13 protein-coding genes are annotated in these 15,626 nt (G+C 53.9%); 3 read left to right on the forward strand and 10 right to left on the reverse strand.

Going from position 1 to position 15,626, the window contains the following annotated elements; genetic code table 11:
* The first annotated feature begins 3 nt into the window (after positions 1-3).
* Complete coding sequence (locus CJO09_RS05730; protein WP_119441515.1) at positions 4-711, forward strand: TetR/AcrR family transcriptional regulator; 708 nt, start codon at positions 4-6, stop codon at positions 709-711.
* Here CJO09_RS05730 and CJO09_RS05735 read toward each other — a convergent pair.
* Positions 671-2,761 carry a putative bifunctional diguanylate cyclase/phosphodiesterase gene (locus tag CJO09_RS05735; protein WP_119441516.1) on the reverse strand — a complete coding sequence of 697 codons (2,091 nt, stop codon included), beginning with the start codon at positions 2,759-2,761 and terminating at the stop codon, positions 671-673. The genes CJO09_RS05730 and CJO09_RS05735 overlap by 41 nt on opposite strands.
* A gap of 143 nt (positions 2,762-2,904) precedes the next feature.
* On the opposite strand from CJO09_RS05735, the gene CJO09_RS05740 reads away from it, so the two are divergent.
* Both CJO09_RS05740 and CJO09_RS05745 read left to right on the forward strand, forming a co-directional pair.
* Positions 2,905-4,851 (forward strand): metallophosphoesterase family protein, encoded by a 1,947-nt coding sequence (locus tag CJO09_RS05740; RefSeq protein ID WP_119441517.1) that lies wholly within the window; start codon positions 2,905-2,907, stop codon positions 4,849-4,851.
* Positions 4,848-5,729 (forward strand): dienelactone hydrolase family protein, encoded by an 882-nt coding sequence (locus CJO09_RS05745; protein WP_119441518.1) that lies wholly within the window; start codon positions 4,848-4,850, stop codon positions 5,727-5,729. The genes CJO09_RS05740 and CJO09_RS05745 overlap by 4 nt, the downstream gene beginning before the upstream one ends.
* A gap of 3 nt (positions 5,730-5,732) precedes the next feature.
* Here CJO09_RS05745 and mnmH read toward each other — a convergent pair whose 3' ends face one another.
* The 9 genes from mnmH to CJO09_RS05790 form a co-directional block, all read right to left on the reverse strand.
* Positions 5,733-6,821, reverse strand: a complete 1,089-nt coding sequence (mnmH, locus tag CJO09_RS05750) for a tRNA 2-selenouridine(34) synthase MnmH (protein ID WP_119441519.1) — start codon at positions 6,819-6,821, stop codon at positions 5,733-5,735.
* An 8-nt stretch (positions 6,822-6,829) separates the two neighbouring features.
* On the reverse strand, positions 6,830-7,537 hold the full coding sequence (locus CJO09_RS05755) for an ABC transporter ATP-binding protein (protein ID WP_114419425.1): 708 nt from the start codon (positions 7,535-7,537) through the stop codon (positions 6,830-6,832).
* A complete protein-coding gene (locus CJO09_RS05760) occupies positions 7,530-8,255 on the reverse strand; it encodes an ABC transporter ATP-binding protein (RefSeq protein ID WP_119441520.1) in 726 nt (241 codons plus the stop codon). Before CJO09_RS05760 ends, CJO09_RS05755 begins: the two co-directional genes overlap by 8 nt.
* Positions 8,252-9,214 carry a branched-chain amino acid ABC transporter permease gene (locus CJO09_RS05765; RefSeq protein WP_245961240.1) on the reverse strand — a complete coding sequence of 321 codons (963 nt, stop codon included), beginning with the start codon at positions 9,212-9,214 and terminating at the stop codon, positions 8,252-8,254. Before CJO09_RS05765 ends, CJO09_RS05760 begins: the two co-directional genes overlap by 4 nt.
* Positions 9,211-10,086, reverse strand: coding sequence for a branched-chain amino acid ABC transporter permease (locus CJO09_RS05770; RefSeq protein WP_119441521.1), 876 nt, complete (start codon positions 10,084-10,086; stop codon positions 9,211-9,213). The genes CJO09_RS05765 and CJO09_RS05770 overlap by 4 nt, the downstream gene beginning before the upstream one ends.
* 66 nt (positions 10,087-10,152) lie before the next feature.
* The gene (locus CJO09_RS05775; RefSeq protein ID WP_119441522.1) at positions 10,153-11,385 is read right to left on the reverse strand and encodes an amino acid ABC transporter substrate-binding protein; all 1,233 of its coding nucleotides are present in this window, start codon (positions 11,383-11,385) and stop codon (positions 10,153-10,155) included.
* Between the two features lie 129 nt (positions 11,386-11,514).
* The gene (locus tag CJO09_RS05780) at positions 11,515-12,744 is read right to left on the reverse strand and encodes a Tm-1-like ATP-binding domain-containing protein (RefSeq protein WP_119441523.1); all 1,230 of its coding nucleotides are present in this window, start codon (positions 12,742-12,744) and stop codon (positions 11,515-11,517) included.
* Positions 12,745-12,790: 46 nt separating this feature from the next.
* Positions 12,791-14,785 (reverse strand): acetoacetate--CoA ligase, encoded by a 1,995-nt coding sequence (locus CJO09_RS05785; RefSeq protein WP_119441524.1) that lies wholly within the window; start codon positions 14,783-14,785, stop codon positions 12,791-12,793.
* Positions 14,782-15,618 (reverse strand): HAD-IIA family hydrolase, encoded by an 837-nt coding sequence (locus tag CJO09_RS05790; protein ID WP_119441525.1) that lies wholly within the window; start codon positions 15,616-15,618, stop codon positions 14,782-14,784. The genes CJO09_RS05785 and CJO09_RS05790 overlap by 4 nt, the downstream gene beginning before the upstream one ends.
* Positions 15,619-15,626 lie beyond the last annotated feature (8 nt).

Raw genomic sequence — 15,626 nt, forward strand, 5'->3', positions numbered from 1 at the left:
CTTATGACAATCTACAACAGCCTCTCCCCCCCAGCTCCAAAACGCAAAACGGGCCGTAAAGGTCCGGGCCGCCCTGAAGGCACGGGGGACAACGCATCAGAGCGTATTCTGGATGCCGCCGAAGACGAATTCGCCGAAACCGGCTACACCGGTACCAGCTTGCGTGCCATTTCCCAGAAAGCCGGGGTCACGCAAGCCCTGATCAACTATTATTTCGGATCCAAATACGGGCTCTATGAGGCTGTTTTCATTCGACGCGGTCGGGTCGTTTCCGACGAGCGTTTACGGCGGCTCAATCAATTAAAACAACAAACCGACCCCATTACGGTTGAACAAGTGGTCAGGGCCTTTCTGGAACCCACCATTGCCTTACGGGAAGAGCCTGCAGGGCGCCGATTTCTGCGCTTGCAGGCACGGCTGCATACCGAACCGGCGGAAATTTCATACCGGCTGCGTAATGAAGCCTACGACATCTCCACACGTGCGTTTGTAAATACCTTGTTGGAAATATGCCCAAGCTTGTCGGCAAAAGATGTGAACTGGCGTATGGCCTTAACCATTGGGGCCTACATGTACGCCTTTTCAGACACACACCGGCTCGACGAATTGGCGCCGACGGAATGCGACCCCAACGACACAAAGGAAGTTATCGAGGAAATTACCGCATTCGTCACAGCTGGGCTAAGTGCTCCGCCCGTGTACCCTCGGTAACCAGGCCCAGCAGCGTTTCCGCGTGAACAGGTCGACCCAATAAATAACCTTGCAGGTAATCGCACCCCAGATCGACCAGCAAGTCACGTTGTTCCGTCGTTTCAACCCCTTCAGCCACAACGCTTAACCCAAGCTTGTTCGCCAGTGTGACCACGGCTTCGACAATGGCAACATCTTCTTTTTGCAGCGTCAGATCATGGACGAAACCACGATCAATCTTCAATTCCGACACCGGCAGACGTTTCAAATAAAGCAAGCTGGAATAGCCCGTACCGAAATCATCGATTGCAATACGCACCCCCAGACGCCGCAACTTATGCAAAATAACAATACTGGTTTCAGCATTTTGCATGGCAGTGGTTTCTGTAATTTCCAACGTAAGTGATTCAGGCTTGATGCGATAACGATCGAGGATGGTTTGAAGCATTTCCACCAAACCCGAATGACTGAACTGCATCGCCGACAAGTTAACGGCGACGCGAGCATCTTTCCAACCCGCATCTTGCCAGCAGCGCAATTGCGAACATGCCTGATCCAGCACCCACTCCCCAATGGGCACAATCAAGCCTGTACGCTCAGCCATGGGAATAAAGCTGTCGGGAGCCACCCGCCCGTGGTCTGGGTGCGTCCAACGCAATAAAGCCTCCGCACTGGCCAAACCGCGGCCACGGGAATCATAAATAGGTTGATAAACCAAGCTGAGCTGATCGTTCTCGAGGGCGATGCGAAAGTCTTGAAGCAAACGCAATTGCTCATACACATTGTCGTTCATCGACGACTCAAAAAATCGATAGGTATTGCGCCCTGATGACTTGGCATGCCGACGTGCGGCGTCGGCGTTAGCCAGTAACGTCTCCCTAAGATCACCGTCTTCGGGACACATAGTCACGCCGATACTCACGGAAATATGCAAATCACGGCCCACGATCTGAAACGGCGCCTGCACCAAATGAATGAATTTATCGGCCATTAAACTAGCGTCATCAGGCTTGGAAATAAACGCCTGCAAAACGAACTCGTCGCCGGCCAGCCGGGCCAGGGTGTCTTGTGCCCGGATGCCGTTTTGCAGGCGCTGCGCCATAGCGACCAGCAAACGATCACCCACATGACGCCCATACGCATCGTTAATGACCTGAAAGCCATCGACATCGATCATGAACACCGCCAGATAACCGCCGTTCTTCTTGACGCTTCGAATGGCCTGATCGAGCCGCTCTTCAAAGAAAATACGGTTGGGTAACTGGGTAAGGCCATCGTGCAACGACAAATGCTCAAGCTGGTCGGTTGCCTTACGTAACGACGTGCTTAAAGTGGTTGACGTCAGTTGCATCCGGTTGTCGAGCACGGACACGACCAGGGTAGCCAGCAAGGCCGCCAGCGTAACGGAAATGGTTAACAAAGCCAACCAGTACACATCAACGCCGGTAGACGCCGCACCACAAATACTGCCTACCGGAAACTGCGCCGCCGCCATCCCGGTGTAATGCATGCCCGCAATGGCAGCTCCCATCACCACAGAGGCACCCACCCGCAGCGCTTTCACATAGTTCAGATTCTTGCGCAAACGAAACGCCAGCCACAACGCGGCAACCGATGCACCAAATGCAATAAGCAAGGAAAGTGCAACCCATGACGGTAGATAGTCGATGCCCGGCCGCATTAACATGGCGCCCATACCGGTGTAGTGCATGCCGGCAATACCGATGGCCATAATGAACCCACCCGCCAGCAAACGATACCAGGGCAGCGTGGCACGACAAACCAACCACAAGACGTAACCCGACGACGCAATTGCCATTAAAAGCGATATGGCCGTAATGAACGGGTCGTAACCAAGCGGTATGGGAAGATTAAAGGCCAGCATGCCCACGAAGTGCATGGACCAGATACCCAACCCCATGGCGCACGCCCCGCCTGCCAGCCACCACCGGGCGGCAGCGCCATGACTGGATGCTACGCGACTGGCCAGATCAAGCGCGGTATATGACGCGAGTGCGGCCACGGCCAAAGACCACAGCACCAGCGAAGGGTTATAGGAACTTTCCAGCATGTAAACAGGTCTCTCCTGCGTTCTGCAAGCCCAACGGCTAAATACGTTATAACGACATGCTTACCCATAAATTAAGGGTGTAAATTGTTACAGCGCCTTGATCGCTAAAAATCTGCGTTTTCCACCCCTTTTAAAACACTTAAATGTCTGCTAACACCACGACCCGAAAAACTGACAACGTGCTTGCCGGACCCATTCTTCGAAGACTGGAATCCAGACGAATTGTGTTCTGGTTGGCAGCCCGAGAACCCTGCATCTGGCGTCTTTCAATAAAGGATATTGAAAACGGCGCTGCACTTGTTCCAAATGCTACACCGGTGCGCATCGGCCGTCATTGCTTTTTATATCTTCTGGATTTCGTACTTGATTCAGACCTGCCGACAGACCAGGCGCTCCCTTATGACCTGCAGTGGCAAAAGGAATCTTCGAGCGAAGCAGAAAACTGGGTCAGTATTCGCGAATGGGCGCCCGATTTGTGCCAGGACGGCCACGACCTGCCGCAATTCGTAAAACGTACGCGCCTGGCCGGCGTATTGCACGGTTCATGCCGCAAACCCCATTACCCTTGTGAAGATGGGCTCGTTGCCGCAGATCACTGGCTGAACCTTAAAGCTAACGACCCCGCAAGCTGGCCGGCTTTTCTGATGCTGACCGGAGATCAGGTGTATGTCGACGATGTGGCCGGGCCGATGCTCACGGCCATTCATGAGTTAATTGAAGAGCTCGGGCTTTACGACGAACAGATAGAAGAGGCGCTGGTTCCAGACAGCCAAACGCTGTACAAGAGCAAATACAACTACTATCGACGCAGCGAACTCTTGCCGGACGTGCGACCCAACGACCCGTTGCGCAAGCGGTTTTTTGAAGGGGCGAAAAAACCGGTTTTCACCACCAGTAGTGCCGATAACCATTTGGTGACCCTGGCCGAAATACTGGCAATGTACTTGCTGGTTTGGTCGCCGATAACGTGGGATTGCCTGCCCGAAGGGTTGCCCGCGGGCTTGAGCCCGGAAGAAACGGAACGTTATCGCAAAGAGCGCGAGACCCTGACTCACTTCATTGGTGGCCTCAAATCGGTGCGCCGCGTGCTTGCACACATGCCCACTTTGATGATTTTCGATGATCACGACGTCACCGACGACTGGAACTTGACGGCCGATTGGGAGCAAACGGCTTACGGCCACCCCTTTTCAAGACGCATCATCGGGAATGCTCTGGTGGGGTACATGCTGTGCCAGGGTTGGGGAAACAACCCCGATGCATTCAAAGACGACACACTCGAGAAAATACAAGCGTGGTCCCAATCACCCACCAAGCCGCACCAAGATGACTTGATCCATCATTTATTGCACTTTCATCATTGGGAATACAGCCTGGACACAAAACCCAAATTGTTGGTCATGGACACGCGCACACGGCGCTGGCGGTCGGAACGGAACCTGAATCGCCCTTCAGGCCTGATGGACTGGGAAGCGCTTACTGAACTGCAAACTGAGCTGTTGAACCACGATTCGGTTGTGATGGTGTCACCCGCGCCGATTTTTGGTGTAAAACTGATTGAAGTGGTGCAGAAGTGTTTCAGCCTCGCCGGAAAACCGCTGCTGGTTGATGCGGAAAACTGGATGGCACACAAAGGAACCGCCGGCGCCATTCTGAATATTTTTCGGCATACCCGAACGCCGGCCCATTTCGTCATACTTTCAGGAGATGTGCACTACTCTTTCGTTTACGGCATTCAGCTTAAGTCACAACGCGGTGTTCCCCATTTATGGCAAATTACCAGTAGCGGAATCAAGAACGAGTTCCCGCGCAAGCTACTGGACACGCTAGACCGCTTAAGTCGATGGCTTTATTCGCCGCGCTCACCGTTGAATTACTTCACTCGGCGCCGGGGCATGAAGATTAACCCTTTCAAACCCGAAACCGCGTCACACGGCGAACGCCTTTTGAATCAGGCCGGCATCGGCTATGTTGAGTTTGCCGAAGATGGAAAACCCACTTATGTTGAACAAATCAGTATGCAAAAACGCACCCAGTTCCGTTTGGATGTACCAGAAGAGTCGTCGTCAACCCCAGGAGAAACTCAATGAACCGTATTCCTGATGCAGATTTCAACAGCCTTCTTCCCCCGTTACAGCTGAACCGGCGCGGCTTCATGGTTACCGCGCTGGCAACCGGTTTCACGCTTGCCGCCGGGCCACTCAATGCCGAAACCATTATCCGCACCGATACCGAAGGCCTGACCGCCGGCGACATTATGATCCCGGTGGGCGACGGGGAAATCCCCGGCTATCGAGCCATGCCGGCAGGAAAAACCAATGTCCCGGTGATTCTCGTTGTACAGGAAATTTTCGGGGTTCACGAATATATTAAAGATGTGTGTCGACGCTTTGCCAAACAAGGCTATATGGCTATTGCCCCAGAACTCTATGCGCGCCAGGGCGACCCATCTAAATATACGGAAATCCCGAAGCTTTTTGCTGAAGTAGTCAGCAAAGTGCCCGATGCCCAGGTCCTGAGCGACCTTGACGCCAGTGCAAAATGGGCCGGCTCGAACGGGGGTAATACCCAAGACATCGGCATCACCGGCTTTTGCTGGGGCGGGCGAATTGTATGGCTTTATACCGCGCACAACCCGAACGTAAAAGCAGGCGTGGCATGGTACGGGCGCCTGGTGGGCGACAGCACCGAACTTACACCAAAACATCCGGTCGACATTGCCGCTTCTTTGAACGGGCCGGTGCTGGGCTTATACGGCGGAAAAGACGCCGGCATCCCGCCCGACACAATTAAAGCGATGGAGGCCGCGCTGGCAAAAGGTAACACTGCCTCTAAAGCATCGAAATTCATCGTTTATCCCGACGCCCCCCATGCGTTTCACGCCGACTACCGCCCGAGCTATCGCGAAGAAGCGGCCAAAGCCGGCTGGCAGGAGGCACTTAACTGGTTCAACAACAATCTTAAATAATTGTTAAATTCGACTCAGATAGTCAACGACGGCATCTTGCGGCCCGCTAAACACAATGCGGGCCGCCTTCTTTTCACGCTGTGACGCATACATTGGGTCGTAGTATTCATGCAGAAGACCCTCAATCCAAACGCGATGCAAACTGATATCCCCCGACCGCTGTTGCTCCTCCAGTGCCTGCTGCATAAAGGCATCGAAGCGCTGGTAGCGCTCGTGACCCAGCCGTTTCACGATATTGGCCAGGCTTTGCCGCAAACGCTGTGCAAAAGAATGGAACCCATCCTGCTCACCTTGCAGCACGATAAATTCCTGCGACAAACTCACCACGTAATCATGCAAAATACGTGTCACGCGATTCTCGAACGTGTCTTCCAGCCACACAACAGGTAGCGTTTGCATGCGCTGATACAGGCTCAATGGCAACGCACAACTGCCCACCAGGCGCGACTCATCTTCAAGCACAAAACGGCGCCGGCCGTTGGCCTGACTGCGCATCAGCTCAATAGCCAGCTTGTTTTCAAAATCAATTTGCGCAGGTTGCGGCGTGGCGCGTTTACCGAAACTTGAACCGCGATGATTTGCCAACCCCTCCAGGTCGAGCGCAGACGGCAGGCGTTTTAAGACATCGGTTTTACCGCAACCGGTTAACCCGCCCACCAGGGCGAATTCGCACCGGTCGACAGCCTGCTCGATTTCGTTCAGCAAAAAACCGCGCATGGCCTTATAGCCACCTGCTACGCGAGGATATGACACCCCCGCCTCGGCCAGCCACGACTGCACCAACCGTGACCGCAGGCCACCCCGAAAGCAATACAGGCATCCGTCAGGATGGGCTTTAGCGAAATCGACCCACGCCTCGATGCGCTGAGCCTTAACGGCACCGGAAACAAGCTTGTGGCCCAGTTCAATGGCGGCATCCTGCCCATGCTGCTTATAGCAGGTACCCACTTTTTGCCGCTCAATGTCGTTCATTAACGGCAAATTTACCGCGCCGGGAAATGCCCCTTTGTTGAACTCAATGGGCGCTCGTACATCCATAAGCGGCGTTGAATCAAGAAACAAACGGCGAAAATCGGCAATGGTGTCGGTCACAGTGAGAATCAATGCCCCAAATAGGCTTGCTGAACGGCAGGGTCGTTACGCAAATCGTTTGCACTACCCTGGCCCACAATGCGACCGGTTTCAATAAGATAGCCCCGGTCGGCAATATCGAGGCTCAGATTAACATTTTGCTCAACCATCAGCACACCGACTCCCATTTCCTTGACACGCTTAATCGCCCGGAAAAGCTCTTGCGACATTAAGGGCGATAAGCCAAGAGAGGGCTCGTCGAGCAATAAATAGCGTGGCGCCGACATAATGGCACGGCCCACCGCAACCATTTGTTGCTCACCACCGCTCATGGTGCCCACCCGTTGGGGCAAACGTTCGGCCAATCGCGGAAACAGATCAAGCACGTTGGCCAGATTTTCTTGCTCGTGAGGTCGGGCCCGGGGAGTGAGCGCCCCGAGTTGCAGGTTTTCCCGAACAGTAAGGTCAACGAACACGCCGCGCCCTTCGGGTACCAATGCCAACCCCTTCTCGACCAAATGATGCGGCGGGACTGCCAGCAAATCTTCACCATCAAGCAAAACTTTAGCGCCCGGGAGCGGCTTGAGCATGCCACCTAAAGCCCGCAACATGGAAGATTTGCCCGCGCCATTGGCACCTAAAATGACGGCAAGCTCACCTGCTCCAACCTGGATGGCGGCATTGTCCAAAGCCAGGTGCTTGCCGTAGCGTACCGATAATTGACTCACTTCAAACATGCGGTGCTCCCAAATAAGCGGTAATCACTTCCTCTTGAGCCAGAACCTCTTCGGTCTTGCCCTCTGCCAATTTGGCACCGGCCAACATGACGACACAGCGATCACACAACGCACGCACCGCTTCCATGACATGCTCGACCAAAATGACCGTTAACCCTTGTGCACGTAAATTGCGAATCAGTTTGATGCCCTCTTGCAATTCAGTGGGGTTCAGCCCGGCCAGCCATTCGTCGAGCAATAGCAAACGCGGCTTGAGTGCAAGCGCACGCGCTAATTCCAGACGCTTTTGATCGATATAAGTAAGATCCACCGCCGGCGTATCGGCAAACTTGCTTAATCCCACTAATGCCAGCAATTCCAGTGCTTCGGTATGGGCCGCCGCACCGAACTTGTGATCTTTTCGATACGCCATGCCGGCCTGTACATTCTCGACGCAGGTCATCCCACCCAGTACCCGCACCAACTGGAAGGTACGCGCAACGCCCAGGCGGGCAATTTTATAAGCGGATAAGCCCATAAGCTCGTCGGACTCCAACCGAATGCTTCCGGAGTCGGCGTGCAATGCCCCTGATATGAGATTCATGGCCGTGGTCTTGCCGGAGCCGTTCGGCCCCAGCAAACCCATGACTTCGCCCTCGGCCACCTCGAAACTCAGGCCGTCAACCGCCCTCAGACCTCCGAACGATTTTCTGAGTTCTTCAACTTTCAGTAGCCTCATGTTTGCTCCTTACCCGCGTCGCGTTCGCGACCGCCGCGACGCCCGAAACGACTTTGCAGTACGCCGACAATCCCATTAGGCACCAGATACACAATAATCAGGAATACGACACCCAGGAACAAAGCGAAATGATTCGGGAAGTTGGCCGATAACACTTCAAACAAGGCCGTCAACGGAATAACGCCGGCCAAAGGCCCCAGTAAATGTCCAACGCCACCCAGCAAGGACATAATCAATACCTGGAATGATACGGTGGGGTTGAAGACAATAGCCGGGTCAATGTATGTCCAGCGCGGCGCCATAATGGCACCCACAAGCGTCATGAACGTGGCACTGATTACAAACAGGGATACTTTCGCCACGGTGGTGTTCATGCCCAGATGCCGCGCCACGTGTTCATCTTCGCCGATAACCCGCAAAGCCAACCCCAGCCTTGAGCGCCGTATCCACCAACCGGCAAAAAGCACCAGCGTGAGCAAGGCCAGCAATTGCCAATAAATATCCTCTTGGGTGATATCCAGAAAAATATAGCGTCCGATTGATTTGGTGATGTTGACCTCGTACCAGGTCACAATCTGACGAACCAACTCGGCCAGGCCGAAAGTGAAAATGACGAAATGAATACCCGACAAACGCAGTGTTGAGAGCCCCACAACTAACGCAAGCAAAATGCCGATAACCATGGCGACACCCAATACACCAAACCAGGGGAGTGTTTCCGAGAGCACGGCCACGGTATATGCGCCGATACCGAAAAACGCGGTGGTGGCCAATGAAATGTAACGCGTAGGACCGGAAAAGAGCGTCCAGGCGGTGGCCAACGCGGCATACTGCAAAACATTAATGCTGTAGGCCAGGAAATAACTGCTGTCTATGAGCAACGGCAAGGCCGCCACAATAATTAAGACAACGACAACCACGAGAAAGCCCGGAGAGAACATGGCGTTATTTTGATTCATTTGCCGGCCCTCCCGAAAATGCCTTGCGGGCGCAACAACAACACCAGCAGGAAAATAGTAAATGTCGCCGCCATGGTTAAGCCCGGATCAACAAAACGGGACACCAGCGTTTCAACGACCCCCAGCAACAAGCCGGCCAGAATACAACCCAGCAAATTTCCCACGCCGCCCATAATGACAATAACCAGCGCCTTCATGGTGAACGCCACGCCAATGTAGGTGCTGAACGGAAGAAACATACTTACCAAAACCCCGGCACCCACGACCAATGCGCCGCCCAGGGCGAAGGCAAATGCAGCCATGGCGCGAGGATTGATTCCCACCAAATGCGCAAACTGAGGCGCGTTGGCCATGGCGCGCAACGACGCACCCCAGCGCGACTTCACCAGCACAAAATAAACCGCCAGGCCAATGACAAGTGCCGCCCCCGCCGCCAACAAGCGATTGGCCGCAACCGCAGAACCCAACACATTAACCGGCACAGTTAAATAATCGTAGCTGTAATAATTACCGCCGAAAATAATAAGCAAAATGCCCTGGACGACAAACAAAATGCCGAACGTAGCCAAAATGCTATCAACTTCAAGTGCGTCGGCTGTGGGCGAGCGTCGCACCAACGGCGTCAGCAATAATTGGTAAATTACCCACTGCAGCGCAAAACCCAGCGGCACGGCAACGGCCAGCGCCATCAATGGGTGCACGCCCAGGCTGGTAACCAACCAATAAGAAAAAAATGCCGCAGCCACCATGAATTCGCCGTGCGAAAGATTCATGATGCGCGCAACCCCGTACTGCAGCGTCAGCCCCATGGCAATCAACGCATACAGCCCGCCCAGCGTCAGTGACGCCAGCAAAAGCTCAATGAACAACATGTTTTTCCCCTGAACTGGAGCAACATCGGAGCGCGGGAAACCGGGCTCCGATGTTGGCCGATCGGATTACTTCTTCCAGTCGGGTTTAGGAATGATAACGGGTTGCGCACCTTTCAGGTCTTTCGGCCCGACACCCTGGAAAACACCGTTTTGCCATTGACCGACGGTGAAGATACCAACCAACTGGTTATTAACAATTTTGATGTCACCCAGAATAGTCTCGAAACCGCCTTTCTTGAGTTCGGCCGAAATTTTTTCGCGATCAACTTCACCGACACGTTCAATTGCCTGCTGCAGCATTTGCAATGAAGCGTAACTGACCGGGCTGCCCCAATAGTCGGTGTCTTTACCCGTCATTTCTTTGTGGCGTGCACGATATTCCTGAATCGCCTTGGATGTGCCGTCGATACCGCCCAAGCTCATTTGGCCTTCAACACCTTGCGCGCCGTACTTACCAATGAAGAAGGGAAACTGGGTACCCACGCCGGTGTAGAAAATCTTGGGGTTCAAGCTAATGATACGCGCCTGATCGCTGATCAGGATCGTGTCGGGCGGATAGGAATAAGCAATAAAGGTATCGGCGCCCGAATCTTTAACCTGATTCAACAGCGTAGATAAATCAGACGTGCCGACAGGATAACTTTCATCCATTACCAGCTCGAAGCCTTTGGCTTGCGCAGCCTTGCGAGCCGCAGAGGCGGATTCAACACCGAAACCGTCGGCAACGCTGATCATGGCGATTTTGTTATTGATTTTGCCCTCTTTCAGCGCATCGGCCAATGTATCAAACAAACCATTCGCATACATCGACGCCGAGCCCAGCAAGAAATAATGATTGGGCCAACGCTTGGCGAACTGGTCGGCTTTATCAGTTAGGTTGGTCGTGCCCAGTTGCGGATAGCCGTGCTTGTCGAATAACGGCGCAACGGCCAGATTTGTTGCCGTACCCCAAGGCGGCAATAGCAGGTCCACCTCATCTTGTGTTATCAGGCGTTCCACCGCGCGCACCGCCTCTTCGGTGCTGGAACGGTCATCATATTCAACCACTGTAATGGGTACACGCTTGCCGTACTTGCTTAGCATGATACCGCCGGCTTTGTTAACCTCTTCGACCCACATTTCATAGTTGGGTCGCTGCGTCGTGGACGCACCCGGGGCATTAGGGCCGGTTTTTGCCAGGGCGTAACCGATTACGATTGACTCGGGCGCTTCGGCGGCCAGGGTGGGTGCCGCGGCACCCACCACCGACAGACTTAACGCCAGTGTCGCCAGCTTTGATGTCCATTTTTTAACGGTCATTTTTTGTCTCCGGAAAATAAGGGGTTTTTAAAGTGATGACACACCCGACAACACGCACCCCATACAAGTGGCCAGGTAATGACTATAACAATTTACACACTATGTATCAGATTACCTGATTGGTTGTTTTTAGTTGTTATTTCGTGCTTTGATCAGTTCAAGAACTTCTTGAACAATCGCATCGGCAAATGCTTCATCATTCAAATGGCAATCGAATGACTCAACCTTAACGGACGCCGGCATGGCTTCTTTCGCCGCGTTATAAAAAACCGGGCATAAAGAAGAATCATGCAGGTGTCCTTCCGGGCTGTCATGATGGGAGAAACCCTGTAAGGGTACTAACACCGACACCGGGCTTTTGCCTTCTTTTACGAGGCCGGCCAAATGCTGCGCCAACCGTGTTAGCTCTTCTTTCTCGGTACGAACCGCAGTAAGTGCTTTATTGTGAATGTGATAGCGTTTGCCCGGGAATTGACGCTCGGCCATTTCCGGGGGGCCGGACACCATGAAGTCGGCATTGCCCGGCGCGATCACCACTGGAATCCCCTTGGCCAACGCAGCCTTGGAACGATTGGGCCCGGCGCTACACAGGCCGTTATTCAGAAAATCATTATGCTCAACCACCGACGATTCGATTACTGCGATAACGTCGCGCTCGCTCACAATTTGGTCCAGAGCCTGCCCACCGGTGCCGAGGGTATGGAAAACCAATACTTCATAACCCTTATCTTCCAGCGATTTACGCACACGCACCGTACATCGATCAATCGTCCCCAATGTACCCATGGCGATGATGGGCTTGTCGGACGCCTTTTTCGGCTCGTAGTGCTTGGCCATGGCAGCCACCGCGATGGCTGCATTGCGATAAACATCGCCGGTAATGCTGTTAATGCCTGCAATATCACAAACAGGATTGAACATGGTGATGTCTTTCGCGCCCACGAATGGTTGCGTGAACCCCGATGCCATGGTCGACACAAGTACCTTGGGCAACCCATACGGCATGGCCTGCATAACGGTGCTTACCAATGAGCTCCCCATAGAGCCGCCAATACCGATAATGCCACTGAGCGGTGTTTTGGCGTGCAGCGCCAACGCCAGCTTGGCGGCGCCTTCCATCATGACAGCCTGACATTTGCCTTCGTGACCTAGGTCGCGGACATCCTGAATGGTTTTCCCTGCTGCGCCGGCCACTTCCTCGGGCGTAATTTCAGCTCCCGGCTTGACCGAACGCCGAATACTGGGATCCATATGAAGCACCTCGACACCTTGCGCCTCCAGATTGTCGCGCACGTATTTGGCTTCCACCGCTTTGGTGTCGAGCGTAGCGATTAATAAAACTTTTGGTTTTGTACTCATGTTGTCTCCTGAAAATATTATTTGATTCCGCGCCTATAGAGCCACGCTAAGACGGATTCAGTTTTTGGGCCAAACGAATAAAGAAATCGAGACTGTCCGGGTTCGCCATCGCGTCGGGATGCGCCACCTTGTGCGCGGGCGACCCTAACAGCAAACGCCGGACCGGCACCTCCATTTTCTTGCCGGTTAAAGTACGGGGTATGGCTTGAACCTGGTAAATCTCGTTGGGCACATGACGCGGCGATGCTTTGGTGCGAATTTGCGTTTTAATTTGCGTCTTTAAATCGTCATCGAGCACTTGCCCCTCGTCCAACACCACAAACAAAGGCATGAACGAATCGCGCCCCAAATACTCAAGATCCACCACCAGGCTATCGCGCACTTGCGACAGCGCTTCGACCACACGGTAAATCTCTGCGGTGCCCATGCGAATCCCGAAGCGATTAATTGTGGAGTCAGAGCGGCCATAAATAATGCTGGTTCCACGCGGCGTGAATTGAATCCAGTCGCCATGACGCCAGTACCCCGGGAACATATCGAAATAACTATCGTGGTAGCGCTCGTTACCCGGATCATTCCAGAAATAAATAGGCATTGAAGGCATGGGCCGGGTAATAACCAGTTCACCCACTTCATCGACCACGGCCTCGCCGCTCTCGTTGAAAGCGTAAGCAGCCACACCTAATTCGCGGCACTGAATCTCGCCTGAATACACCGGCAGGGTGGGCGCGCAGGCGACAAACCCCGACGCAATATCCGTGCCGCCGCTAATCGAAGCGAGCCAGAGGTCTGACTTGACGTTGTCGTACACCCATTGGAACGCATCAGTGGGTAACGGGGAGCCCGTGGCATTGATGGCACGCAAAGCATTGAAAGGCCCAACTTCCTTAGGCAACAGCCCTTCTTTCATGCAGTTAATTAAATAGGCCGCACCACACCCTAAAAGGGTGACGTCGTAATCGTTAACAAAACGCCATAACGCTTTCTGATCCGGCCATGCGGGGTTGCCGTCGTAAAGCACAACGGTGGCGCCCACCAACAAGCCACCCACCTGTAAATTCCATACAATCCAGCCGGTTCCGCCCAGGAATAACAAACGATCCCCCTCGCGCAAATCGTGCTGCAAAGCCATGGTTTTCATATGCGTTAAAACAATGCCGCCATGACTGTGCACGATAGCCTTGGGCAAACCGGTTGTACCCGACGAGTAAACCACCCAAAGCGGGTGCGAAAACGGTACACGCTCGTATACTAATTGCGCCGGTTCGGAAACCTGGCTTGCCCACGACAATTGATTTCGCCAAGGCAGCGGTTGATTCACCTCTGCGTTCGGGCCCGGCACATGAATGACATGTTGTACCGTTGGCAGCGCATCAAGCAACTCACTCACCTGCTCTACCCGGGAGTGAAATTTGCCGTTGTAACTGTAGCTGTCGGTGGCAAAAATAAGCTTGGGTTCAATTTGGCTAAAGCGATCGGTCACGACCCGCACACCCATATCGGGTGCGCAGCTTGACCACACTGCACCCAAACTGGCGCAGGCCATAAACGCCACCACCGTTTCAGGGCGATTGGGCAAATAAGAAACCACACGGTCGCCTTTACCGATGCCCAGTTTGCGCAAACCGGCGGCCAATGCACCGGCATCACGCTGCATATCGGCCCAGGAAACCTCATAAGGCTCTGACGTTTCATTACGCGCGATCAGCGCCGGACGTTGATCCGTTGCGTTGCGAAATATATGTTCTGCATAATTAAGGGTTGCGTTGGGAAACCATTTTGCATCCGGCATCGTCTGAGACGCCAGCACCGGCTGGTTCGATCCGCCGGCCTGAACATCGAAATATTCCCAGATTGACGTCCAGAACGACTCGAGATTATCGACCGACCATTGCCATAAATCGGCATACTCGCCGCGCGGCAGGCCGTAACGGCGCTCAAGCCACTGCTGATAATGCGCCAGCCGCGAGGCATTTATTTGCGACTGGCTCGGTGTCCACAAAGGTTGAGCCGACGTTGCTTTGTCTGCTGACTGCGTCATCGCATTAACTCCAATAACTGGTCGATACCCGACAACGAATAATGTGGCCGGCGGTTATCAGGCAAACGAGCGAAGTCGTTCGCTTTGTACAAGCCGGTATGAACACTGACCGAAATCGCCCCGTTCAAATGCGCCATTTCATTTTCCAGCGCCGGGTCGTCACCCACAATCGCCACATGTTCCGGCGCCACGCCCAGAATTTCGCGCGCGATGGCAAAAGCCTCGGCGGCCGGTTTGCCAACGACAATCGCCTCCTTGTCGGTCACACTGCTAATAGCGGCGGTTAAGGCGCCCGAAATACCCAAGGTACGGCCATCACGGCTGGCAATGTACGGCACGGTGGAAACCGTATAAAACCCCGCCCCCTGCCAAATCGCCCGACTGGCGGCGTCAAGGTCGGGCAAACCGAACTCGGGGTACCATCCGATAAAAACCGCATCGGCATCGTCTGCCCGCTCGGGCGCACACACCACTTCAAAACCCGCATCAGCCAACGGCTTCCAAACACCTTCCGCCCCCAGCACCAAAATTTTCTTATAGCCTTTGTTGCGAAAAACCGATACGGCAATGGCAGGAGGCGTTAAAGCACGTTCGGGGGCCACCTCAATTCCCGCGTTGCCCAGCGCCTGCGACAACTGCACCGGCGTTTTCAATGAACCATTGGTAAAAACAACATAGGGCAACCCACGCGAACGCAAGAGCTCAAGCAACTCAAGTGAACCAGGCAACGGCGCATAACCGTTCAAACCCCGATCAGCCAATGCCAGGGTGCCGTCCACATCGAAAATAAACCCGCGCATTGCGTTCAGATCGGGCGCCTTTACTTCAGTCATTAAACTTC

The sequence above is a fragment of the Neopusillimonas maritima genome (assembly GCF_003576595.1).
GTDB lineage: Bacteria > Pseudomonadota > Gammaproteobacteria > Burkholderiales > Burkholderiaceae_B > Neopusillimonas > Neopusillimonas maritima.

What these genes read in the sequence shown, in the direction of transcription:
- CJO09_RS05740 (WP_119441517.1), top strand. Translation starts at nt 2,905, where the DNA reads ATGTCTGCTAACACCACGACCCGAAAAACTGACAACGTGCTTGCCGGA.
- CJO09_RS05745 (WP_119441518.1), top strand. Translation starts at nt 4,848, where the DNA reads ATGAACCGTATTCCTGATGCAGATTTCAACAGCCTTCTTCCCCCGTTA.
- CJO09_RS05785 (WP_119441524.1), bottom strand. Translation starts at nt 14,785, where the DNA reads ATGACGCAGTCAGCAGACAAAGCAACGTCGGCTCAACCTTTGTGGACA.
- CJO09_RS05730 (WP_119441515.1), top strand. Translation starts at nt 4, where the DNA reads ATGACAATCTACAACAGCCTCTCCCCCCCAGCTCCAAAACGCAAAACG.
- CJO09_RS05735 (WP_119441516.1), bottom strand. Translation starts at nt 2,761, where the DNA reads ATGCTGGAAAGTTCCTATAACCCTTCGCTGGTGCTGTGGTCTTTGGCC.
- CJO09_RS05755 (WP_114419425.1), bottom strand. Translation starts at nt 7,537, where the DNA reads ATGTTTGAAGTGAGTCAATTATCGGTACGCTACGGCAAGCACCTGGCT.
- CJO09_RS05790 (WP_119441525.1), bottom strand. Translation starts at nt 15,618, where the DNA reads ATGACTGAAGTAAAGGCGCCCGATCTGAACGCAATGCGCGGGTTTATT.
- CJO09_RS05780 (WP_119441523.1), bottom strand. Translation starts at nt 12,744, where the DNA reads ATGAGTACAAAACCAAAAGTTTTATTAATCGCTACGCTCGACACCAAA.
- CJO09_RS05770 (WP_119441521.1), bottom strand. Translation starts at nt 10,086, where the DNA reads ATGTTGTTCATTGAGCTTTTGCTGGCGTCACTGACGCTGGGCGGGCTG.
- CJO09_RS05765 (WP_245961240.1), bottom strand. Translation starts at nt 9,214, where the DNA reads ATGAATCAAAATAACGCCATGTTCTCTCCGGGCTTTCTCGTGGTTGTC.
- CJO09_RS05760 (WP_119441520.1), bottom strand. Translation starts at nt 8,255, where the DNA reads ATGAGGCTACTGAAAGTTGAAGAACTCAGAAAATCGTTCGGAGGTCTG.
- CJO09_RS05775 (WP_119441522.1), bottom strand. Translation starts at nt 11,385, where the DNA reads ATGACCGTTAAAAAATGGACATCAAAGCTGGCGACACTGGCGTTAAGT.